A 23,441-nucleotide genomic window follows, 5' to 3' on the forward strand; every position below is an offset into this window, starting at 1 on the left:
TTCCGCCCCGAAAAAAATGAATTCCCTCCTTCCTCGTTTGCTGATAAAGTGGAGGTGCGCCTGCCTTCGAAAGCGTTCGCGCCGATTCCAGAGATTCGCCTCCTTCGGACTTCGTCCGCAAGAGGCTTTTCTTCCTTATAGAGGTTGTTCAAAAAGTCATTTTTTGATCACGAAGTGAAGCAAGAAGCGGGTTCGACATCGAATCTTGGGAAGGGGCTCCTTATGATCTACTCGCTTAGAACCCGATTGTCCGCCACTTTTATCGTCGTTTTTATCGTTCCTTTTATTACGATGGTCGCCGTCTTTACGCAAGTGTCCAACTCGGTGATCGGGACGTCCATCGAAGAATCCACCTCGCAGACGATGGATCAGTACGCCGCGTTCGTTAACACGCTAACGACCTCTGTCGAAGACGTCGCGAATCAGGTGCTAAGCAACGAAGTGACCCAGCAGTGGATCGGCATGCAACTGGACAAGAGTCTTCCCCAGGAAAAAAGGATCGCGGCGGACAACGAGATTCGCAAGTTTTTGTCCTCTATCGCGCTAAACCACTCTTCGATATCCTCCATTACTTTGTTTAACGAGAACGGGACCGCCGTCGGCATCCGCGATCAAGTGTTTAACGATCCTTCTTTTCTAAATAGCGATTGGTACAAAACCTTCGAACGAGAGGAAGTCCGCTGGGTTCCCGCGCATATCGACCTATACCAGCCAAACTATCTGAAGAAGGAAAGCATGAACAGCCTCATCTACAATCTCGTGCAATTAAGCTCCTTTCGCAAGATCGGCGTATTGAAGCTGAACGTGAGAACGTCGCAAATCCAAACCTCCTTGGACAAGATCAAATTCGGCGAAACGGGCCGCGTTTACTTGGTGGATATGGACGGAAACCCGGTGCTGCAGCAACAGATCGAGAACGGAATGGCGGGTTTCCGCGCCGAGATGCCGCAAATCAGAACGGACAAACACTCCGGAGGGAAGCTAACGATCGCGCACGAAGGAGAAAATCATCGGGTTCTGTATCGGAAAATCAAGAGCGCGAACTGGATGCTCGTAGGAGAAGTCAAGGAATACGAGCTGTTCGAGAAAATGAAGCGGGTTCAGCAGACGATGATGGTCGTTGGGGCGCTGCTGTTGTTACTCACGATAGCGGCTGCGTTCTGGTTCTCGTCCGGAATCGCGAGACCCCTTACGCGGCTGGCGAGTTCGATGCGACTCGTGGAACGAGGGGATTTCAGCCGCGAAGAAGACGAGTCGCTCGCGCGGATGCCGCTCCCCCGGAACGAGGTCGGTTACGTCGTTAAAGTATTCCGCAATATGGTCACGAGGCTGCGATTTCTGATCGAAACCGAGTTCCAAGCCAACATGAGACGCAAGGACGCGGAATATAAGGCGCTGCTTATGCAGATTAATCCCCATTTTCTATATAACACGCTCGAGGCGATCGGCAGCTTATCCGTGCAGCAACGAAGCGAAGAAGTGATCGACGTCACCGAATGGCTCGGTCAGATGCTGAGGTATTCCTTGCGCGTGGATAGCGATCTCGTGAAATTAAGGGAAGAGATGCAATATATCCGTTATTACGTGTCCATCATGAAGATTCGTTTCGGAGACCGGTTCAGCATCGATATACAGGATAGTCCCGAATTGGGAGACGTGCCGATTGTGAAGTTTATTTTGCAGCCGCTCGTCGAGAACGCGATTAAATTCAGCCAAGAGAATCCGTCGGGCGCCCATGTGGAGCTATCGACCCGTCGGGTGAACGATACTCTCGAAATCCGAGTGTCCGACAACGGCACGGGGATGTCGACGGAGTTAATAGAAGAGCTGCGGGAAGAGATGTCCCGGGATCAAATAACGGACGTTCTAAGCGCGCATGGCCGAAGGATCGGCTTAAGGAACGTTCTCGCCAGATGCTGTCTGCATTACGGACCTAGCTTTAGTTTCCGCATAGATTCCGCGCCGAACGCGGGCACCCATATCATTTTTCGATTGCCCCTGAAGGAGGTCTAACCGATGTATCGCGTGTTATTGGTGGATGACGAGATAGAAATTCGCAGCGGTCTCAAGCTGAAGATCGATTGGGCCGGGCATCGCTTCGAAGTAAGCGGAGAAGCGCAAGACGGCAGGGAAGCGTTGGCGCTGCTGGAGCAACATCGTTACGATCTTGTCCTGACGGATATTCGAATGCCGATCATGAGCGGCTTGGAGCTCTTGAAGCAATGCGCGGAAAATTATCCTCGCGTGAAGGTCATCGTTCTATCCGGTTACGACGATTTTCATTTCGTGAAAGCCGCATTGCAATGCGGAGCGCGGGATTATTTATTGAAGCCGGTCGTTCGAAGCGAATTGACGAGTATTCTCGCTAAGCTAAGGGAGGAACTGGATTCGGAGAGAGAAGCGGAATCCCGGCACGATACGGTTCAACATCAATTATCCGAGAGTCGGACGATTCTAAGGGAACAGCTCTTGATGGAATGGATCGGCAACGACGAAGAGGAGCGAGTACCGGAGCTTAAGAGAGAAGCGGGTAGGCTAGCGATGGATCCGTGGATGGAAGACGACTTGAATATGCAGTTCATTAACGTGGAATATCGCGTACCGGAAGGGAGATTCGAACAACATCCCGAAGGGGGCGGCTTGTTCCGGCTCGCTTTTCAATTGTTGTGCAGAGAGACGGCGCAGCAATTCGAATGGAAGGATTCGGTGTTTGCTTTCTACTATCGCGGTTATCCTCAGATGATGCATTTTCTCGTGTCCGCCCCCGATCTCGGGGAAGGAGAGCTGAGGAAGGAAGCGCTCGGTAAACAAATTCAATCGCATATCCATCGTTATCTCCGAGTCGAAGCCGTAGTCGGGATAGGCGAACCTTTCCTAGGAGCTTCTTCCATCCGTCAAGGTTTCCTGTCGGCGATGCTCGCGTGGAGCCAGAGCCAATCCGGGGTCGTCTCCCAGATCGTATCGTCCGAGCCGTCCCCGGAAACGTTCGCGGAAATATTCCCCGATGTGGAGAAAAGGCTCTCGCTTGCCCTGGAGAACGCCGATCTCGAATCGTTCTCGGGCACGGTCGAGGCTGTCGTTCTGGCGGGCCGATATCCGCTTCAAGGCGTCGCGTCCTTCGTGCTCCGCGTCATTCTGCTCTTGGATCAAGCCGCGCGCCGCCATCGACTGGTTATCCCCGAAACTCAGGAATGGATGTTCCCGGATACGGCATGGCATCAGCATCGGAACGGAGCGTCCGCGCTTCCCTACTTAACGGGAATCGCCTCGCAGGTTATCGAGGGGATCAGGAGCACGAGAGTATCGGGAGGCGTATCCGCGGTCGAAGCGATTCGGCGTTATATCGAGCAGTCTTATATGAACGAGTTGAGTTTGACGCTGCTTGCGGACCGGTTCCATCTGAACGCGACTTACTTATCGGAATTGTTCAAGAAGCAGACCGGGACTACGTTCAGCGATTATCTGACGCAGGTTCGGATCGGCAAGGCCGCGGAATTGCTTCGGGATCCGCAGATGCGGCTGTCCGATATCGCGGAGCTCGTCGGGTTCGCGAACGCGAGCTATTTAAGCAGCGTATTCAAGAAGCATTACGGCGTGAGCCCGAACGATTACCGCAATCATCCCGTAGCTCCCTCCTGAGAATTTTATATGCCAACATCCAAAGCGAGCGAATTCAAAGGCGTTCCCCCGGGTGCTAGCCTATAGAAGCAAACACATTAACCGAAGGGTGAGGGTCTTATGAAAAAGAGTTTGTCGCTTCTGCTCATCACGGCATTGGCCGTTAGTTTGGCCGCTTGTTCCAACAATTCGAATTCCGATTCGGGGTCAAGTCCGAAAGCTAGCTCTTCGGGCGCATCGAGCGAGCCGTCGGAATCCGTCGCAGCATCTTCCGAATCGGAGGCCGAACCCGTTACGCTGACTTTCTGGAGACATGACTACGCCCCGGAAGCCGAAGCGTTCAAGAAGTTGATCGCTTCTTTCGAAGAGAAGCACCCTAACATCAAAGTCGATTTCCAGATGATTCCGAACGACCAGTACGAAACGAAGATCCGTACCGCTTTGGCGGGCGGCAATCCTCCCGACATCATGGCGCTGGATGCTCCGACCTTAGCCTCTTACGCGAATTCGGGAGCGATCATTCCGCTCGACGATTATTTCGCCAAGGACGGCAACAAAGAAGATCTGCTTAAACCGGTTATCGAAGGCTTGACCTTCAACGGCAAGATGTATGCGGCTCCGAATAACGAAGGCACGATCGTAATGTTCTATAACAAGAAGATGTTCGAGGAGAAAGGAATCCCGCTTCCTTCCAAGAACGTGGACGAAGCTTGGACATGGGATCAAGTGCTGGACGCGGCCAAAAAATTGAACGATCCCGCCAAAGGAATCTATGGCTGGAACCCGACTCCATGGGGCTTCGCGGGTCATGAAGGAGCTCCTTATTCCGAGATGGCGTTCTTGTGGCAAGCCGGTGCCGAGATCTTAAGTCCTGACGGCACGACGGCCAAAGGGTATCTGGATTCCCCCGAAGCGAAAAAAGCGATGACGTTCTGGAAGTCGCTCTTCAATACGGAGAAAGTATCTCCGAAGGAACTGCCGCAGGATGCGTTCTGGAACGGCAAAGTGGCGATTCACGTAGACGGTCCGTTCGCCTTCTCCTATCAGGCGCAAAGCTTCCCGAACTTCAAGCTGGGCGTAGATTACGACGTGGCTCCGCTCTGGAAGGACAAGAACATGATCGGGACGACGGGAAGCTGGGGAATGGCGATCACGTCCAAGTCCGAGCACCCGGACGAAGCTTGGGCGTTCGTGAATTGGGTAACGGGCGTCGAGGGATCCAAAGTATGGTACGCGGAAACGAAAAACCTTCCGGCGCGCCAATCGACCTTCGATTCTTTCGCGGAACTGAAGGAATATCCAATGAACATTTACGCCGAACAGCTTTCCAAATACGGTCATCCCCGTCCGGTGACGCCGGCATATCCCGCCATCAGCGAAGCGATTCGCCTATTGTTCGAGGACGTCGGCCTGGGCAACGCCGACGTGGATGAATCGTTAGCCAAAGCCGTCAAGAAAATCGAAGACGGTTTGGCGTTACAGAAGAAATAAAAGAAGCAAGGCAATGGCAGGGGGAGTAGGGAATGCCAATTATCCTTACTCCCCTTTGCGATTTCATAAACCGGTATTCGAAAGGGTTAAAGGAGGGAATTCAGTTGAAAAAGTTACGATTCGCCGCCTATGACAAGCAAGAGTCCAGGGCCGCTTACTTGTTTATCGTCCCCGCGTTCATCTTGTTGGCCGTGTTCATTTTCTATCCGATGTTCCGCGCGCTGTTGATCAGCTTCGAGAACTTTAACTTGATCTCGGCCCGTTCTTCCTTCGCGGGCTTCGACAATTACGTCAAGCTGTTCTCCGATGAGGATTTCGGCGCAAGCCTCTGGCATTCGTTCTATTTCACCCTCGTCGTTCTGCCCGTGCAGACGGCTGTCTCGCTGGGGCTGGCTTTGCTCGTGCAGAAGAAGTTTCGGGGTGTCGGGTTTTTCCGAACCGTTTATTTTATTCCGGTCGTCGTGTCCTTCGCGATCGCTTCGACGGTGTTCAGGCTGATCTACAACAAAGACTACGGAATGCTTAACGTCGTGCTCAAGGGGATCGGCTTGCCGGTGCTCGACTTCCTCTCCAATCCGGATATCTCGATGCTGGGCATAATCGCGTTATGCATCTGGCGGGCGATGGGATTCGTGATGGTTATTTTCCTGGCGGGACTGAATAATATCCCCGAATCGTTATACGAGGCGGCCCACGTCGATGGGGCGAATCCGATGCAAAGGTTCTTTCTGATCACGCTGCCGCTTCTCAAACGCACGATGGCGTTCGTAGTCATCATTACGACGATGGATGCGCTGAAAATATTTATTCCGATTTACATTACGACAAGCGGGGGACCGGCGGGTTCTACGAGTACCGTCGTTCATTTCATATACGAAACGGCGTTTAAGCAGATGAATATGGGGTATGCCGCGGCTGCCGCGTTTCTGTTCTTCTTCCTCGTGCTGATCATCTCCATCGTGCAGTTGAGGGTTTTCCGTACCGATGTCGAGTATTAATCGAGTTGAAATGAAAATAATGCACGGAAGTGCCTAGAAGCAAGGAGGAGCACTTATGAATCGGACTGTAATCGTCATTGTGCGTTTGGCGGTCATGATCGTAATGGCGGGAGTCGCGTTATTCCCGATCTATTGGATGGTTATGAGCTCGTTCCGAACCCACGAGGAAATTTTCAAATATACGACGCTAAGCCCCGAATTGTTCTTGCCGGTGGATTGGACTTTACAAAACTATAGGGATATTTTCCTTGACCCGAGCAAGCCTTTCGGCAGATTTATGTTGAATACGTTGTTCGTCGCGACGATCGTTACGGCTCTCGGGTTGATCGTTAACGCCATGGCCGCGTTCGCTTTCGCGAAGATGAGATTTCCGTTCAAGAAGTTGTTGCTTACCGTGTTTATGTCGTCTCTGGTCATTCCGTACGAGGTCATCATGATTCCCCAATATTTGCTCATGCGCGACTTCGATTGGATTAACTCCTATATGGCGTTGATCGTTCCGCAGGTCGTATGGGTGTTCGGAATTTTCATGCTCGTGCAGTTTTTCTCGGATGTCCCGCGGGACATTCTGGACGCGGCAAGAATGGATGGCGCCGGATGGCTGCGCATCTTCGGCAAGATCGTGCTTCCTACGGCGGTTCCGGCCATCATTACGCTAGGGATCATGACGTTCCTGAACCAATGGGATTCCTTCCTCTGGCCGTTGGTCGTCATTAATGAAGAGAAGAAACAGGTCATTCAGGTAGCGATCTCGTCCTATCAGTCGTTGCGGAATATTTCATGGGGTAAAATCCTTGCCGCGACGTCGATCAGCTCCGTGCCGATCTTGATCGTGTTTCTGTTCCTGCAGCGTTATTACGTTCAAGGTATTACGATGTCCGGGGTGAAAGGGTGAATGCAATGCTTCCTACATGGTTAAACGAAAAACTGGGCCTGCTCTGGCATGAGTATGGACAATGGAATGAAATCGGGCAACGGAATGAGAACGGACAATGGAATGAAATCGGGCAACGGAATGAGAACGGACAATGGAATGAAATCGGGTTAAACGGAGCCTTATACGGCTCGAACGGAGCGGTATGGACGGCTAACGTAGGCGAAGTTCATATCGAAGTCAAACTCGATTGGGAGAAGAGCGAGGATGAGGCCGGTAGGGATTCGCGGAAGGTTGCTTCCGTCGAGGTGTCCGTAAGTCCCGGTTCGACGGGGACGGCGAAGTTGTCCGGGTTGCAGGTTATGTTTACCAACGATTCCGAGCTGGAATGCGTGTGGAAACCTCATCTGGCCCCTCTGGAGGGGATGGTCGTCGGAGATAAAATGTTCCGTTCCCCGGCAATCGTATTCGAAGGTGAGACGAAGATGACGGCATTGATTCCGGATCTGGATTCGATTCAAAGGGATCGCGCACTTCCTCACATGATGGATTACACCGTTTATGATCGTAAATTGATGTATGGGTTATGCGATTACGCCGAGACTGGGCACGTGTATCATGAACTCAAACCGTCCGCGATCGTGTTTAGCGGGCAACTGAGCTTCCGGTTTTATTTGGTCGAGTGGGAGAAGGAGAGCGGTCAGAGGAGCAAGGATTATCGGCTCGTGGAAAAGTTTCTGTGGGAACGATTCGCGGCGCGAAGAATGCCGGTACCGGATGCGGGTAGTGCGGGTAATGGGGGAGAAACGGGAAATGCGAGAGATGCAAGAGATGCTGGAGATGCTGGAGATGCAGGAAATGAAGGAGTTGCGGACATTCTCGCTGGGCTAGAGCCGTATGCCAATCACGCTTATGAATGGGCATTGAATCGATGGAAAGACGTGACGTGGCAGCAATTCAAGCTGGAAGACGGTACGGAAGTCGGCGGAGTCGTCTTCATCGTATGCGCTTGGCAGAAGCCGGGATTCGGACGCGAGGAAGAATGGCGCGAGCCGAAAAGCCTATGGAACCAAGCGTGGTTCTGCGGATTAAGAACCGCATACGGGTACGGCTGGTGGGGACGCGAGCAAGGACGGACGGATTGGATAGAGAAAGCGGAGCTGGCGCTTAATTTCGCTTTGGCGGCACCTCAGACCGACGGCTTGTTTCCGGGTTATTACCAAGCGGGAGAGGGGAATGCATGGGAGACGGGCAAGTGGTTCATGTCCGGACCTCGCCGTCCGGCGGGACATGAAGCCCACGTTCATCTGCTGGATTCCTCGTGGACTTGCTGGTGGTTGTTGAAATGGTATCGGGACGTCAAGCAGGACGAGAGAATCGTCCCATTTGTCAAGCGATACGCGGAGAGGCTGCTAACGCTTCAGCGGGAAGACGGGGCGTTCCCGGCTTGGATTCGGCTGGACGGATCGGGGATTTCCCCGTTCCTGACGCAGAGCCCCGAATCGGCGATGCATGTCATGCTGCTATGTCTGCTGCACCGGATAGTGCCGGACGCGAGATATGTGACGGCTGCGATTAGAGCGGCTAGTTTCGTGGCGGAACGGATCGTGCCGGAAGGACGCTGGGAGGATTTCGAGACGTATTGGTCCTGTTCCCGGCAATGGGACGGCAAACAGTTTGGAGAGAAGGACGCTCGCAGCGGATTATACAACCAATGCAACTTCGGCATCTATTGGACGGCGGAAGCGTATAAAGATTTATATGCGGTTACCGAGGATAGGGAATGGCTTGATCTCGGAGAACAAGTGCTAGCCGAGGCTTCGCTGTATCAGCAAATCTGGCAGCCGTCGTTCTTCCCCGTTCCGACGATCGGCGGGTTCGGCGTCATGAACAGCGACGACGAATGGAACGATGCACGGCAAAGTCTGTTCGCGCTTACCTACTGGGACTATTACAGCCTGACGGGCAATGAAAGCTATCGCGCCCGGGCGATCTGGGCGATGAAGGCGTCGTTCTACATGATGTACTGTCCGGAGAACGAGGGCGTGAAGGAAATCTACGAACGCGTGCATCCGCATTTCGACGAGACGGACTACGGATTCCATATGGAAAATTTCAATCATCACGACGGCACTCCGGTCGACGGTCTCGGCGAGTTCACGATTTTCGACTGGGGCTGCGGCGCTGCCGCGGCGTCCTTGGCCGAGTTTAAGTTGAAGGGGAGGGCGAGGAGATAGGCGGAAAAACCACCTAGCTCGGTGACGGATTGGACCAACCCAACCAACCTCTCATAGTCGAAAATTCCGACTATGGTGAGGCTAACCAACCCAATTACCCTCTCATAGTCGGAAATTCCGACTATGGCGAGGCTAACCAACCCAACCACCCTCTCATAGTCGGAAATTCCGACTATGGCGAGGCAAACCAACGCAACCAACCTCTCATAGTCGAAAATTCCGACTATGGTGAGGCTAACCAACCCAATCACCCTCTCATAGTCGGAAATTCCGACTATGGTGAGGCAAACCAACCCAATCACCCTCTCATAGTCGGAAATTCCGACTATGGCGAGGCAAACCAACCCAACCACCCTCTCATAATCGGAAATTCCGACTATGGCGAGAAGATAGGCGGAAAAACCGCCTAACTGGGTCGCCTGTAGCCCGCACGGTGGTAAGATAGGCGGAAAAACCGCCTAACTCGGTAGCATGTAGCCCGCTCGGTGTTGAGATAGGCGGAAAAACCGCCTAACTTGGTCTCGCGTAGCCCACCCGGAGGTGAGATAGGCGGAAAATCCGCCTAAGTCGGTCGCGGATAGCCCGCACGGTGGTGAGATAGGCGGAAAAGCCGCCTAACTCGGTCGCCTGTAGCCCGCTCGGTGTTGAGATAGGCGGAAAAACCGCCTAACTTGGTCTCGCGTAGCCCACCCGGAGGTGAGATAGGCGGAAAATCCGCCTAACTGGTCTCGCGTAGCCCACCCGGAGGTGAGATAGGCGGAAAAGCCGCCTAAGTCGGTCGCGGATAGCCCGCCCGGCGGGGAGATAGGCGGAAAAGCCGCCTAAGTCGGCAGCGGATAGCCCGCCCGGCGGAGAGATAGGCGGAAAATCAGCCTAACTAAGTCGCGGGTAGCCCGCACGGCTGTAAGATAGGCGGAAAACCCGCCTAACTAGGCCACATGCAGCCCGCCCGATAGTGAGCTAGGCGGAAAACCCGCCTAACTAGGCCACGTGCAGCCCGCCCGGCGAGGAGCTAGGCGAGGCAACACCTGCCGAACTCGGCCGCACTAAGTCCCTCTATCTCCACACCAAGCGGTGCAACACAAAAAAAGGAGGCTTGCGGCAACGGGCCGCAAGCCTCAAGTTTTATATTTCAAAGGGGGTCATGTATGTATCTTAACCTTTGAACATGAAAGGAAGATGAAGGTAATGTTACGTTATCATTACGAAGTGTTTTCTTATCGTTAAGCTCGCTTTAATCCCATCCCTACTGTTGCTCCTCCGTTGCGGGAATATGGATTTCGACTCGTGTGCCGGCTCCAAGAACGCTATGCAAGGTTAAGCCGTAGCCGTCTCCGAAATAATGCCGAATCCGCATGTCCACGTTTTTCGTTCCATAGGAGAGATTATCTTCGGCCGGATTACCCCGTATGCCGGAAATCGCTTTTCTAAGACTATCCTCGTTCATTCCGATTCCATTATCTTCAACGACGATCGTTATGCCGTCCGCGGTTCGGTCGGCCGTGATGGCAATGGTTCCTTCTCTGCTCTCTCGCCCCAATATCCCGTGATGGATGGCATTCTCGACGATAGGCTGCAACGTGATCTTCGGAATGGCGTAAGCTTGAATATCGTCGGCGACGTCAATTACGAAAGCGATTTTGTTGTCGTAACGGATGTTCTGGATTTGGACATAAAACGAAACGTGTTTTAACTCTTCCGCGATCGTAATGATATCCTGTCCCCTGCTCAAGCTGACCTTATAGAAGCGGGCCAACGTCTTGACGACGTTCCGGATTTCCTCGTTCATCCGCCTGCTCGCCATCCAATTAATCAAGTCCAACGTGTTGTATAGAAAATGGGGATTGATTTGCGACTGCAGCGCTTTCAGCTCCGCGCCTTTAATATCTTTTCCCAACTGATACTGCTGCTCGTTCATGGCCGTTATTTTTTTGATCATATAGTTGTAAGTCCGAATCAATTCCCCGATCTCGTCCTTTCCTTGAATCGGCGTCAGAACAAGGAGGTCCCCGCTCTGTACTTCCCGAATCTGGGTCGTCAGCTTCGTAATTCGCCGAGTGACCGATATGGCAAGAACGTAAGCGACGATATAGGCGGCAACGGCGATTCCGATCAGTAACAGCAGCAGTTGATTGCGCAATTGATTGCTTTGCTTCATGACCTCGTCAAGCGGGATCGCCGTAACCATGCTCCATTGGGAAGAGGGAACGGCACTATACAAGTAATAGACGTTGTTCTGTATTTTCGTTTGCGTCGCCGGGATGATTTGCCTTTCGGGCATCTGATCGATCAACGGAAATTCAATAGAGCCGGACGATACGATGACTTCGTTATCCGGTCCGGATAGATAGGAAACGCTGTTCTTCACGACGTTGGCTTTCGTTAATATCCCTTGCAGAACATCTTTCCGAACGTCCACCCTAAGCTGACCTATCGGGTTGCGATAATCGTTGGGATTCAGAATGCTTCTAACGACGGAAATAAAGTCGTTATTGGGCAGGGGCTCCCTCTCCAAAGTATTCGGGGTGCACCAAGCATAAGAATCCTGTTCCTTGAACAAGCGGTCATAACAAGGGCTTCCGACGGTTAGGCCAAGGGGGAGGAAGTTCTCCAACTCGTTCGCGAAAATAAAGGATTCCGGGACGTATAGGATCATTTTGGAAATATCGAGACTATCCTGCATGGACTGCAATAGCTTCTTGAGTTGGGCGTAGTCTTCGAGTTGTCGGTTGATATCGTCCGTGTTGTGCGGTTTCATAACCTCGATAACGGTAGGATTGGCAACGAGAATGTCCGTCGTCTTGGCAATGCGTTGAATTCGGTAGCTGAGATAGGAAAAAGTCTGATCGAATCCCTGTTCCGCCGAATATTTCATTTGATTGATGATGATCGTCGAGATTTTGTCCGAAGCCGCGAATTGATAGATGCCTAACGGGAAAATAATCAGTACCAAGTATGTAAAAAGGATCTTGTCCCGGAGTTTGATGTTATACAGCCATTTGTTAAAAAAACGAGCGACGGATTGGATCATAGACGGAATCGCTCCCTATATGCGGAAGGCGTCAATCCGGTAAACTTGCGGAATATTTTGGCGAAGTATTCTCCGTCCTTGTACCCGACTTGCGAAGCGACGTCGAATATTTTCAGTCGATCGCCCGTCAGCAATTGTTTCGCTTTCTCCACTCTGTATTCCATTAAGTATTGTTTGATCGTCGTCCCCGTGCTTTCCTTAAATACGGCAATGAGATGAGAACTCGTCATCTCCATTCGCTCGCTGATTTCCCCGACCGACAAACTCTCGTCCGCATAATGCTCATGAATGTATTTCATGATCCGGGAAGCCATACCTCCCTTTCCTTCGCTCGTAACCGCTTCCATTAACTGCCGCATTTTAAGCAGAACAGCGTCTTCGGCATCCTCCAGGTAATGGCATTGCAGCAGCAATTCCCATGGCTGGTCGGTTTCCGCGGACAACGGAAAGAGAGCGATGCCACGCTGATTCGCGAATCCGTCCATCTCCAGCATGAATCGGTAAAAGATTTCTTTAGTGGCGGAGACGAGTTCATCGGGCCGTTGCCTTAGGAAGTCGGTTAAACGGCGGATAAGCGCCTCCAATTCGGCAAACCGTTCATTGCGCAACGCCTCATGCATTTCCTTGACGACTTGGCGCTTGGCGTCATTGTCGGATTCGGAAGGCGGAGCAACAGGGTAGTCGCTCGTCGCGATGGAGCAAGGAGGACGGTAGAAAGCTTCTTGCATGCGCACGACAGCCGAAGTGTAGGATTGTATCAATAAAACGTAGCCGTCGACGATATCGCCAGCCGTAATCGAATACCGGTCATAATGGCCATTCAGTTCCGAAGACAGACAATGACAAACGTTACGTAGGACGAAGGGATCCAACGGCGCGCGCTCCGATCCGAATAGATGAAGAACGGAGTGAAGTTCGTTTTTGGCGGCGAAAAGATAACGAAGTCCTGATGTTGAGATACAAGTCTCTACGATGGCGATTATATGATTTGGGCTCGGTTGCGGAGCCACGATCTTAAGAAGTACGGTAACGCAAGGAGCCGCAAGGGAAAGCGGAAATTCGGCGATCTCCAGTCTACTGTTCAGCAGGGTGCCCTCGTAAGCGTCGCCGATCAATCGCAAAGCGATCTCCTGTTTAACCAGTTCCCTGCTTGCTTCCATCGTCTCTTTCGCGGCGGCTTCTCTTTCGAGATGCCGTCTTTCTTCTGCGCAAAGTATCGCCGCACTTTCCAAAGCCTCTCGCAGCTCATCGATATCGATCGGCTTTTCGACGTAGCTAACCGCTTTTAAGGAGATGGCGGCTTTTAAGTATTCCTTGTCCGCGTAGCCGCTCATAAAGATGATTTTGCATCTGGGGTTGTTCCGTCGAAGTTCGGTCGCGAGTCCCACGCCATCCATTCGCGGCATGCGAATATCGGTTAGAACGATATCGGGACAGAATTGCTCCGTGATCGACAAAGCATGGACGCCATCTGTTGCTTCCATGACTTCCATGATGCCTAATCGTTCCCATGCGATATCGTTCCGAATGCCTTCTCTAGTCAGTCTTTCGTCTTCCACGAGCAGAAGTTTCATGATGGCATCCCTCCCTGAATAAAGCTTAACCGCTTACTTGTTCGATTTCCATGCTCAATTGACGAAATCGATAAAACCTCCGGGAAACCGATATTTTGACGGGTTATCGCCCTCTATGGAACCTGTTAATTTGGAGGAGAGACAACTGCAGAAGACAGATGGGAGGGTGGATATGAAACGAGGTTTCGTCTCTAGACTGATTAATAACAAGACATTGATTTTAATGATTTCGCCGGCGGTTCTTTATTTTTTCATCTTTAGTTATCTTCCGATGATGGGAGTCGTCCTTGCCTTTAAGGAGTTTCGTTACGATTTGGGAATCGTTCACTCGCCATGGGTCGGATTGGACAATTTTCGTTTTTTCTTCCTGGCGGGGGACGCGCTTCGGGTCACGATCAATACGTTCTCGTACAACGCGGCGTTTATCATCGTGAACAACGTCCTGGAGATCGCCGCGGCGATCTTGCTGGCGGAGATAGGTAGCAAATTTTTTCGCAAGGTAGCCCAGACTTTCATGTTATTGCCCTATTTTCTCTCTTGGGTCGTCGTAGGCGCGATCGCGTATAACCTGTTCAACTTCGAGCACGGCGCGATCAATACGTTCTTGACGTGGCTGAATCTAGAGCCGTTGGAATTCTACGTCAGTCCGGAATATTGGAAATACATTCTCGTTATCGTATCGGCATGGAAGGCCGTCGGATACGGGGCTATCTTTTACTTGGCCGCGATTATGAGCGTGGATCGGGAATCCTACGATGCGGCCGATATCGACGGGGCGAATTTGTTCCAACGAATCTACCACATCACGCTTCCGGCTATTCGTCCTACGATTATTATTTTGGTTTTATTATCGGTCGGAGGTATATTCCGCGGAGATTTCGGATTGTTCTATCAGCTTATCGGAGGCAACGGGCTGCTCTACCATTCCACCGACGTCATCGATACGTATGCTTACCGCTCTCTCGTCGTCGATAACGAGATCGGCATGTCGGCCGCTATCGGATTCTACCAATCCACACTCTGCTTTATCACGATCATTTCCGCTAACTATTTGGTTCGACGAGTCGAAAAAGATTACGCCTTATTTTGAGGGAACGGAACGGAAGGTGCCGGTGCGCTTATGAATGCGATCAAATCCAACAAAATCGTACGGCTTGACAAAAAACTGCTCGACATTATCGGTTACATTTTCATCGGATTGCTTGTCCTGTTCTGCGTGCTTCCCTTAATACTGGTCGTTAGCGGTTCGTTAACTAGCGAGCAATCCATTCTTAATGACGGGTTCGGTTTATGGCCAAGGGAGTTTTCAGTCAGCGCATATGAATTTGCGTTCCAATCGCCGAAGGTGCTCTTCAACGCGTATTTCCTTACCCTATCGTTGACAATTGTCGGGTCGCTTGTCGGACTGTTTGTTTCCGCCTTGGCTGCTTACGTGCTTCAGAGGCAAGATTTTGCCTGGAGGTACGGGCTGTCGTTTTACTTCTACTTCACGACCTTATTCGGAGGAGGTCTCGTGCCTTGGTACATTCTGATGGTCAATTATTTGCAGATTAAAGATACCTATTGGGCGTTGCTCCTGCCGCCGATGCTGAGCGTCTTCTACATTCTGATTCTTCGAACGTTCATGCGCAGCATTCCCGACGCCATTACCGAATCCGCCAAGATCGACGGCGCGGGCGATTTTACGATATTCATCCGCTTAATCCTGCCGTTGGCTAAGCCTGGGCTTGCGACCATCGGGCTGTTCTCGGCTCTAAACTACTGGAACGATTGGTTTAATTCGCTGCTATTCGTATCGAACGAAAATCTCTATACGCTGCAATATCTTCTTTATCGAACGTTAGGAAATATCGAGGGCGTAAGACGAATCATGGAGATTACAGGCGTTCAGGTGATGGACTTGCCTGGGGAGAACTTGAAAATGGCGCTGGCTATCATCGCTACCGGCCCGATTGTTATTTTATACCCGCTTGTTCAACGTTTTTTCGTTCAAGGGCTGACGATCGGCACGGTGAAAGGATAATCCCGGAGCTTCCGGTTTATCGCATATAATGAGAGAGTAAAGGGAGGAAAAGAAATGAGAGTGGCTTCGAAAAGATGGACGTGGGGGCTTACGGTATTCGTAATACTCGCTTTAGTCGTATCGGGGTGTTCGGGAAAGTCGGCGTCTACGCAACAACCCGAAAGCGCTTCAGCTTCGCAATCGCAACCTGCTTCCGAATCGCAGCCGGCATCGGAATCGCAGTCCGCATCGCCGCGTCCCGCCATCGATACCAGCAAAGAAGTCGTATTGAAGATGGTTCTGCTCGGCAGCAAACCCGCCGATTTCGACGAGGTTTACGGCGAAGTCAATAAAATCATGAAGCAGAAGATCAACGCGAAGCTGAACGTTACGTTCATCGACTGGGGCGACGTGTCGCAGAAATATCCGTTGTTATTCGCGGCTAACGAAGATTTCGATTTGGTGTACACCGCCTCTTGGAATTTCTACAGCCAGATCGGTACGAAAAACGGATTTAAGGAATTAACCGAAGACCTGCTGAAGACGTATGCGCCGAACACTTGGGAACAAGAGCCGAAAGTGGCGTGGGAGCAGGCCAAAGTCAACGGGAAAATCTTCATGGTACCGCAAAACAATTTCGAATACGGTCATAAAATATTAGCCGTGCGCGGCGACTTAAGAGAAAAGTATGGAATCCCGGAGATCAAGACGCTCGACGATTATCATCGATTTTTAGCGGTTATCGCGGATAAAGAAAAAGGTATGGTACCTAGTATGGGCGCCGGCGAAGGCAATAACTTCGATTTTATCCAACCCGCGGAATTTTACTTTTTACAAGTTCCTCTTCCTTTCGTATTCAAGATGACGGATCCGGAAGGCAATGTATTCAATTACGTCGATACGCCGGAGTACGCGACTTATATCGATAAAATGCATAAAGCGGCGAATACGGGCGCTTGGGCCAAAGACGTTATCGTGAGCAAGATGGATAGATTGCAAGCTTTCAAGGATGGCAAGCTTGCTTCGGTCGAATGGAACGTGGGAACGCTGCTCGGCGCGAAAGCGGTCATTAAGACGGCTCATCCGGATTGGAAAATCGAAATCATCGACATAAGCGCGGACAAAAAGCGGTTTTCGGTTCCCTTTATCGGAAACGGAATGTCGATTAACGCCGTCAGCAAAAACCCGGAGCGCGCTTTAATGGCGATCGACTTGTTACGTTATGACCAGGAGATTCATGATCTTACCAACTACGGAATCAAAGGAAAGCATTACGAAGCGGTCGGCGACGATCAGTATCGGTCGTTACCGGATTCGACGAAATTTCCTCCGGCGGGCGTATGCCCTTGGGGATGGAATAGTTCGTTTGAACGGCAGAACGTGGATACGGCCGAAGAATACAACCAAGTGATCGAGGAATTCAAGAAAACGACGATCAATCATCCGTTGGAAACGTTCGTGTTCGACGATTCGAAGGTGAAGAACGAAGGCGCGGCCATGAACAACGTCATGGACACTTACGGTAAACCATTGGCTTACGGATTGGTTGAACCTAATGATCCGAAGCATGGGATTACGGTGTTCCAGGAGAAGCTGAAGCAAGCCGGAAGCGAGAAATATATGCAGGAACTGCAGGCGCAAGTCGACGCCTTTATGGCGGCTGCCAAATGATGCGGATTTGTTCTACACGTTAGCTATTAAGGTGCCTACGGCACTCGGTTCAGGGCGAATTTTCCGCTTTGTACCGGGTGCTTTTTGGGGCGAGCTAAAGCGGCGCAGCCGCTCTATTTCCTCCCAAAGTAGCTTTCTTCTCGATTTAAAGCGGCGTAGCCGCTCTATTTCCTCCCCAGGCGGCTCTCTGCTCGATTTAAAGCGGCGCAGCCGCTCTATTTCCTCCCAAGGTAGCTCTCTGCTCGATTTAAAGCGGCATAGCCGCTCTATTTCCTCCCCAGGCGGCTCTCTGCTCGATTTAAAGCGGCGTAGCCGCTCTATTTCCTCCCAAAGTAGCTCTCTGTTCGATTTAAAGCGGCGTAGCCGCTCTATTTCCTCCCCAGGTAGCTCTCTGCTCGATTTAAAGCGGCGCAGCCGCTCTATTTCCTCCCAAGGTGGCTCTCTGCTCGATTTAAGGCGGCGCAGCCGCTCTATTTCCTCCCAAGGTAGCTCTCTGCTCGATTTAAAGCGGCGCAGCCGCTCTATTTCCTCCCAAGGTGGCTCTCTGCTCGATTTAAAGCGGCGCAGCCGCTACAACTTAGATTCCTTCGATGTGTTTCTAAAATTAACAGGATTTATCCCGTTAATTTCTTTTCAAATCAAGGTATTTAACCAAATAAATAGAAAAATACAGTTAATCTATGAGTTTGTTCAATCCGGAGGGAGAGAGAAACGAAATACATGTACTTATCCATTTATTTTTGATTAATAGGGGGAATTTCAAAGAATTTAATGGATATATCCATTTATTTAATATGCTCTTCTGGATTCCGAGGTTCCTCTTACATAAGCCATAAAAAAGGAGGCTTGCGGCAACGGGCCGCAAGCCTCAAGTTTTATATTTCAAAGGGGGGTCATGTATGTATCTTACCCTTTGAACATGAAGAGAAGATGAAGGTAATGTTACGTTCTCATTACAATGTTGGAGCAAGCTCCTTGCGCACGATCGGAGCAACCTTCGTACCCAGCAGCTCGATAGCACGCATGACCTCGCGGTGAGGCATCGTACCGACGTTCACGTGAAGGAAGAAGCGGGTAACGCCCAGATTTTTGCGCAGCAAAATGATCTTCTCCGCGACGAACTCCGGGTCTCCGACATAGAGAGCACCTCGAAGACTTCGCGCGGCATCGAACGCCGAACGATCGTAAGAGGGCCAACCGCGCTCGCGCCCGATAACGTTCATCTGCGCTTGTGTCGAAGGGAAGAATAGATCTGCAGCTTGGTCAGTCGTTTCCCCGACGAATCCGTGGGAATGCGTCGCGATCTGTAACGTATCCGGGTTATGCCCGGCCCTCGCGGCAGCTTCTTTGTACAGATTCACTAGCGGAGCAAACCTTTCGGGCATTCCGCCAATGATGGCGAATGCGATAGGAAGGCCTAACGTCCCGGCGCGAACAGCCGACTCCGGATTTCCTCCGCTTGCGATCCATACCGGAAGCGGGGATTGGACGGATCTCGGATAGACGCCTAGGTTGTTGATAGCGGGACGATGACCGCCGCGCCACGTGACCTTCTCAGAAGCTCTGATCTTCAACAACAACTCCAGATTTTCCTCGAACAGTTCATCATAATCATCCAGGCTATATCCGAATAAAGGGAACGATTCGATGAACGAGCCCCGTCCTGCCATAATTTCCGCACGCCCGTTAGAGATTCCGTCCAAAGTAGAGAAGGCTTGATAGACGCGAACCGGGTCGTCGGAGGACAGCACGGTTACGGCACTCGTAAGCCTTATCCGCTTGGTCATTCCGGCCGCCGCGGCTAGAACAACGGCTGGCGCGGTGCCCGCATAATCCGCCCGATGATGCTCCCCGATTCCATAGACGTCCAGGCCGACTTGATCGGCCAGCACGATCTCCTCTACCGCGTCGCGCAGCCGCTCGGCGTGACTGATGACCTTCCCCGTTACCGGATTCGGCGTCGCCTCCAAAAACGTACTGATACCTATTTCCATGTTTTGTGCCAGATCGGCCATTATGAACCGCCTCCTTCGTTAAGGTGTATTTTACTATACTTTTTATTGTTTCTCAACTTTGGTTAGTGGTATTGCGATTTAAGTTGATAAATTATGAATAAATTTCCATTTTGTCATATGACAAAGTGATGACAACGCTCACTAAAACAAATAGATATTTTCGACTATAGTTATGAAATGTCCGACATTTTGTAGAATTATGGAAGAAATAACGAACAATAAGGGAGACGTCTTAATGGGAATGACTAAGCGTTTGAGAAAAATTTTTATCTTGTTCTTATCTTTTGCGTTGATTGCGAGTTGGGCTTCAACTTTGAACCCGACGTTTGTGAAGGCTGCTAGCACTCCTTTGAGTCCGATGGGACAACCTACCGAGGAAGTTATTACTGACGGGGTACAGGAAGTCGTTTTCATTGATTGCTACGATGATTGCGCTTCCGCTCTTATTCCGATTGGGTTCGATTTTAAGCTTAATACGAATGGTGCCTCATTCAATCAACTGTACGTTTCGACCAACGGTCATCTAACGTTTACGAGCGCATCTACATCGTACAATCCGAATGGAACTAGGCCAACGGAATACATTGCTCCGTTTTATGACGATTTGACACTTAGCCCATATAGTAAAGTGTTGTACACAACAATCGGAGAGGGTTCGGAACAAAAATTCATCATCCAATATACCAATATGTTATCTATCGATGGTAACTCCGACAACGATTTGTTCGGAACCTTCCAAGTCATTTTAAGTAAAGATGGGAATAACGTTCAATTCCAGTATCCAACTCTAGTTGGAAGCGAATACGGAGATTGGGCCTTCGGTTCTGGTGCTTTAATAGGGATCAAAAATGATCAGAGCGAAGTAGAATACTCCGATGAGACTAAGAGTTTGAAAGAGAAACAAGCCATATTGTTTACCCCAGATAGTGGTAGTGTATTTACTGTTGAGGCTGATGCTGAATATGCACCCCTTTTGTTGAGCCTCAATTCCTTGCCTGACACTCCGACACCAATAAGTCCGGCAGATGGTTCTTATGGAACTCTTACTTTTCAATGGGAACATATTACTGACGCGGTCTCCTATCGTTTATTGATTGCCGAGGATGCCGAATTCCTAAAGGTCGTTATGGATCAAAGAGCCATCGGGCAAAACTATTTCGAAGTGAGTGAGTTGGAAGCAGGATCTAGCTATTATTGGAAGGTCATCGCGATAAACGCTGAGGGTTATTATTCCTTCTCAAACACCTATCGCTTCGCATTACCAATCGACACTGATCCAGCATTGCCAATAAATCAGCCTGTTGAAGTTCTAGTTCAAGACGGAATAGACGGAATAGAAGTTAAAGAAATCGGGTTTAACGGTAATGATTCAGCGGAAATCGTGCTTCCGTTCGAACTTCAAGTATTTAACGCCCGCTCTAGTGAGGTCACAGTCCGAAGGAATGGACAATTGACGTTTAACAGTGGTGATTATTATGGGCAAATTGCTCCTTTTGCTCAAGATCTATCTTTTAATCCCGGAAGCAAAGTTCTATATGCTACTCTAGGAGATGCGCCTAATCGCAAGCTCGTGATCCAATATACGAATATGTCAATCTATGATGAGATCAACTCTTTTGGAACTTTTCAAGTTATGTTCCTTGAATCGGATAAATCCATCCAATTTCAATATCCTTATCTCTTAGCCAATGATACCGGCTATGAGGCACAATGGATTGGACTCAGTAGTGATAATGACGATGATGATTATCGGGATGTTTCGTATACAGGAAAATTGACTGAGAAACAAGCGATCCGCTTTATACCAATCGGAGAGACCAGCTATACAATGACAACAAATGCCGAGTATGATCCACTATTAATGATTCCTGCTAATTTTCCAGCTCAACCCACGCTTCTAAGTCCAGCGGATGGATCCAGCTCTTCTAGTGAAGTACATTTTGAGTGGAGTATTACTAGCGGAGCGGATTCCTACGAATTGTTGGTGGCAACAAATGCGAGGTTTACATCTGACTCCATATTGGATTTGGACACGAGCGAACTTGAAGAAGGCAGAGTATATTATTGGAAAGTCCTCGCACTTAATGATACTGGGTATACAGTGTCAAACACTTTTCGGTTCAAAGTACCATTCTCTAATCCAACGACAACTGTCGTTACTAATCAAGTAAGTTCGATTACTTCTATGACAGCAACTGCTGGAGGCAACGTTATTACTAGTGGAAGCAGCTCAGTCACAGAGCAGGGGATCGTGTATTCCTTGAATACAAATCCGACTTTTAATGATGCTAAAGTCGTCGCAGAGGGAACAGGAGCCTTTTCTGTTGATATAGTTGGACTTCAATCCAATACGACCTATCATGCTCGAGCTTATGTACTTAAAGATGGTATTGTTTTCTACGGACAAAATGTTACTTTTACAACACTTGGCTCTCATGCCAGCTTGAATGCGATTGCATTAAGCGGTATTACATTGGACCAAACCGTAAGCGGAAGCGTCTATTCCTATACCGCTCAAGTCCCTTACTCTGTATCTAGTACGGCACTAACGGCTACGGTACAAGAAGCGGTCTACGGCAGCGTGGTCGCGAACGTGTATAATAGCGCGGATACGCTTATATATGGTCCGATTAACTTGGCAAGCGGACAAATGAGCGAGGTAGTTCCGCTAAGTGTAGGCATTAATAAAATCCAAATCATCGTTCTGGCTGTAGATGGCAGCGGTACGACCTATACGGTTACGGTAAATAGAGCGGCTGCCCCTACTTCTTCAAACGGAGGCGGTGGTGGAGTCCTTGGCCCCGTAACCTCGAAAAACGGAAAGATCACGATACCGGTCGGCAGGGCGGGAGAAGTGACCCTGGACGGCGATATTGAAATTACCATTCCGGCCAACGCTTCCAGCAAGCAATTGGAAATTACGATCGAGAAAATATTAAGCACGCAAGGGCTACTTGGCAACAAAGAGGTTCTCGCCAGCGCGGTATACGAAGCGTTGAAGAATTTCCCTGAAAACTTCGGCAAAGCGATTACGCTGACTTTGAAGTTCGATGCATCTAAAGTGAAGAGCGGCCAGACGGTAGCAATCTTCTATTACGATGAAACGAAGAAAACGTGGGTGAAAGTCGAAGGCGGCAAGATCAAGGGCGATCGCATTAGCGCGGACGTCGATCACTTCACGAAGTTCGCGGTGCTAGTCGTGGACGAGAAAACGGGCAAGCCTGTAGGCGAGACCGCAACGACGGAGCCAACCGATACGAACGCTGAAGTGAAGCTTAGCGACATTTCCGGTCATTGGGCGGAAGCAAATATTAAGCAAGCCGTGAAACAAGGTATCGTTAAAGGCTATACGGACGGAACGTTCAAGCCGAACGCGACGGTAACCCGCGCGGAATTCGCGGTCATGCTGAACAACGCGCTGAAGCCTACGGGCAAGGGTTCTGAGCTAAGCTTCTCGGACAATGCGAAGATCGGCGCATGGGCGCAAGAAGCGATCGCGCAAGCCGTGCGGGCGAGCATCATCAAAGGCTTCTCGGACGGCACCTTCCGTCCGAACGCGCCGCTGACTCGTGCGGAGATGGCAGCTATCGTCGCGAACGCGCTGAAGCTTGTCGCCGAGAAGAACGCGGCAACCGGCTTCGCGGACGACAAGCTGATCGCTACGTGGGCGAAAGGCGCAATTGACGCGTTGACCAAGGCTGGCGTTATGCAAGGCAAGAGCGGCAACAAGTTCGATGCTAACGCTACGACGACGAGAGCGGAAGCCGTAACCGTTCTGCTGAAAATGTTGGCGCAAGTGAGCAATTAAGAGTAGGGTAAGCGAAAAAAGAGGTTGTTCCGATGGAGCCTATATAGGCAACCGGAGGAATAACCTCTTCTTTTCAAGGATCAATTTTGCTAGAACCGATGATATAATAGGCGGAAAGGACG

14 protein-coding genes are annotated in these 23,441 nt (G+C 50.5%); 11 read left to right on the forward strand and 3 right to left on the reverse strand.

Annotated features, from left to right (window positions below):
- The first annotated feature begins 222 nt into the window (after positions 1–222).
- From HH215_RS30770 to HH215_RS30795, 6 genes are all read left to right on the forward strand, one after another.
- A complete protein-coding gene (locus HH215_RS30770; protein WP_169283375.1) occupies positions 223–2,013 on the forward strand; it encodes a sensor histidine kinase in 1,791 nt (596 codons plus the stop codon).
- 3 nt (positions 2,014–2,016) lie between these two features.
- Positions 2,017–3,639: a response regulator transcription factor gene (locus HH215_RS30775; protein ID WP_169283376.1), complete on the forward strand. Its 1,623-nt coding sequence runs from the start codon at positions 2,017–2,019 to the stop codon at positions 3,637–3,639.
- Positions 3,640–3,738: 99 nt separating this feature from the next.
- Positions 3,739–5,109, forward strand: a complete 1,371-nt coding sequence (locus tag HH215_RS30780) for an ABC transporter substrate-binding protein (RefSeq protein WP_169283377.1) — start codon at positions 3,739–3,741, stop codon at positions 5,107–5,109.
- Positions 5,110–5,213: 104 nt separating this feature from the next.
- The gene (locus HH215_RS30785) at positions 5,214–6,107 is read left to right on the forward strand and encodes a carbohydrate ABC transporter permease (RefSeq protein ID WP_254450276.1); all 894 of its coding nucleotides are present in this window, start codon (positions 5,214–5,216) and stop codon (positions 6,105–6,107) included.
- A 55-nt stretch (positions 6,108–6,162) separates the two neighbouring features.
- Positions 6,163–7,002, forward strand: a complete 840-nt coding sequence (locus HH215_RS30790) for a carbohydrate ABC transporter permease (protein ID WP_169283379.1) — start codon at positions 6,163–6,165, stop codon at positions 7,000–7,002.
- A gap of 5 nt (positions 7,003–7,007) precedes the next feature.
- A complete protein-coding gene (locus tag HH215_RS30795; protein WP_169283380.1) occupies positions 7,008–9,218 on the forward strand; it encodes a YyaL domain-containing protein in 2,211 nt (736 codons plus the stop codon).
- A gap of 1,246 nt (positions 9,219–10,464) precedes the next feature.
- On the opposite strand, the gene HH215_RS30800 is transcribed toward HH215_RS30795, so the two are convergent.
- Positions 10,465–12,249 carry a cache domain-containing sensor histidine kinase gene (locus HH215_RS30800; RefSeq protein WP_169283381.1) on the reverse strand — a complete coding sequence of 595 codons (1,785 nt, stop codon included), beginning with the start codon at positions 12,247–12,249 and terminating at the stop codon, positions 10,465–10,467.
- Positions 12,246–13,823 (reverse strand): response regulator, encoded by a 1,578-nt coding sequence (locus tag HH215_RS30805; RefSeq protein WP_254450277.1) that lies wholly within the window; start codon positions 13,821–13,823, stop codon positions 12,246–12,248. The genes HH215_RS30800 and HH215_RS30805 overlap by 4 nt, the downstream gene beginning before the upstream one ends.
- A 172-nt stretch (positions 13,824–13,995) precedes the next feature.
- On the opposite strand from HH215_RS30805, the gene HH215_RS30810 reads away from it, so the two are divergent.
- Genes HH215_RS30810 through HH215_RS30825 form a run of 4 tightly spaced genes read left to right on the forward strand, consistent with a single transcriptional unit; the run spans position 13,996 to position 18,244 of the window.
- The gene (locus HH215_RS30810) at positions 13,996–14,913 is read left to right on the forward strand and encodes an ABC transporter permease (RefSeq protein ID WP_169283382.1); all 918 of its coding nucleotides are present in this window, start codon (positions 13,996–13,998) and stop codon (positions 14,911–14,913) included.
- Positions 14,914–14,943: 30 nt separating this feature from the next.
- Positions 14,944–15,846: a carbohydrate ABC transporter permease gene (locus tag HH215_RS30815; protein ID WP_169283383.1), complete on the forward strand. Its 903-nt coding sequence runs from the start codon at positions 14,944–14,946 to the stop codon at positions 15,844–15,846.
- A gap of 54 nt (positions 15,847–15,900) precedes the next feature.
- Positions 15,901–17,496, forward strand: a complete 1,596-nt coding sequence (locus tag HH215_RS30820) for an ABC transporter substrate-binding protein (protein WP_169283384.1) — start codon at positions 15,901–15,903, stop codon at positions 17,494–17,496.
- 7 nt (positions 17,497–17,503) lie between these two features.
- Positions 17,504–18,244 carry a hypothetical protein gene (locus HH215_RS30825; protein ID WP_169283385.1) on the forward strand — a complete coding sequence of 247 codons (741 nt, stop codon included), beginning with the start codon at positions 17,504–17,506 and terminating at the stop codon, positions 18,242–18,244.
- A gap of 205 nt (positions 18,245–18,449) precedes the next feature.
- Here the strand turns inward: HH215_RS30825 and HH215_RS30830 are convergent, their stop codons facing one another.
- Complete coding sequence (locus tag HH215_RS30830; RefSeq protein ID WP_169284662.1) at positions 18,450–19,490, reverse strand: LLM class flavin-dependent oxidoreductase; 1,041 nt, start codon at positions 19,488–19,490, stop codon at positions 18,450–18,452.
- Between the two features lie 379 nt (positions 19,491–19,869).
- Between HH215_RS30830 and HH215_RS37240 the strand changes: the two genes are divergently transcribed.
- On the forward strand, positions 19,870–23,319 hold the full coding sequence (locus tag HH215_RS37240; protein WP_510549643.1) for an NIDO-like domain-containing protein: 3,450 nt from the start codon (positions 19,870–19,872) through the stop codon (positions 23,317–23,319).
- The last annotated feature ends 122 nt before the right edge of the window (positions 23,320–23,441 follow it).

Origin of the sequence: Cohnella herbarum, assembly GCF_012849095.1 — a bacterium.
In the GTDB taxonomy this organism is placed as follows: domain Bacteria; phylum Bacillota; class Bacilli; order Paenibacillales; family Paenibacillaceae; genus Cohnella; species Cohnella herbarum.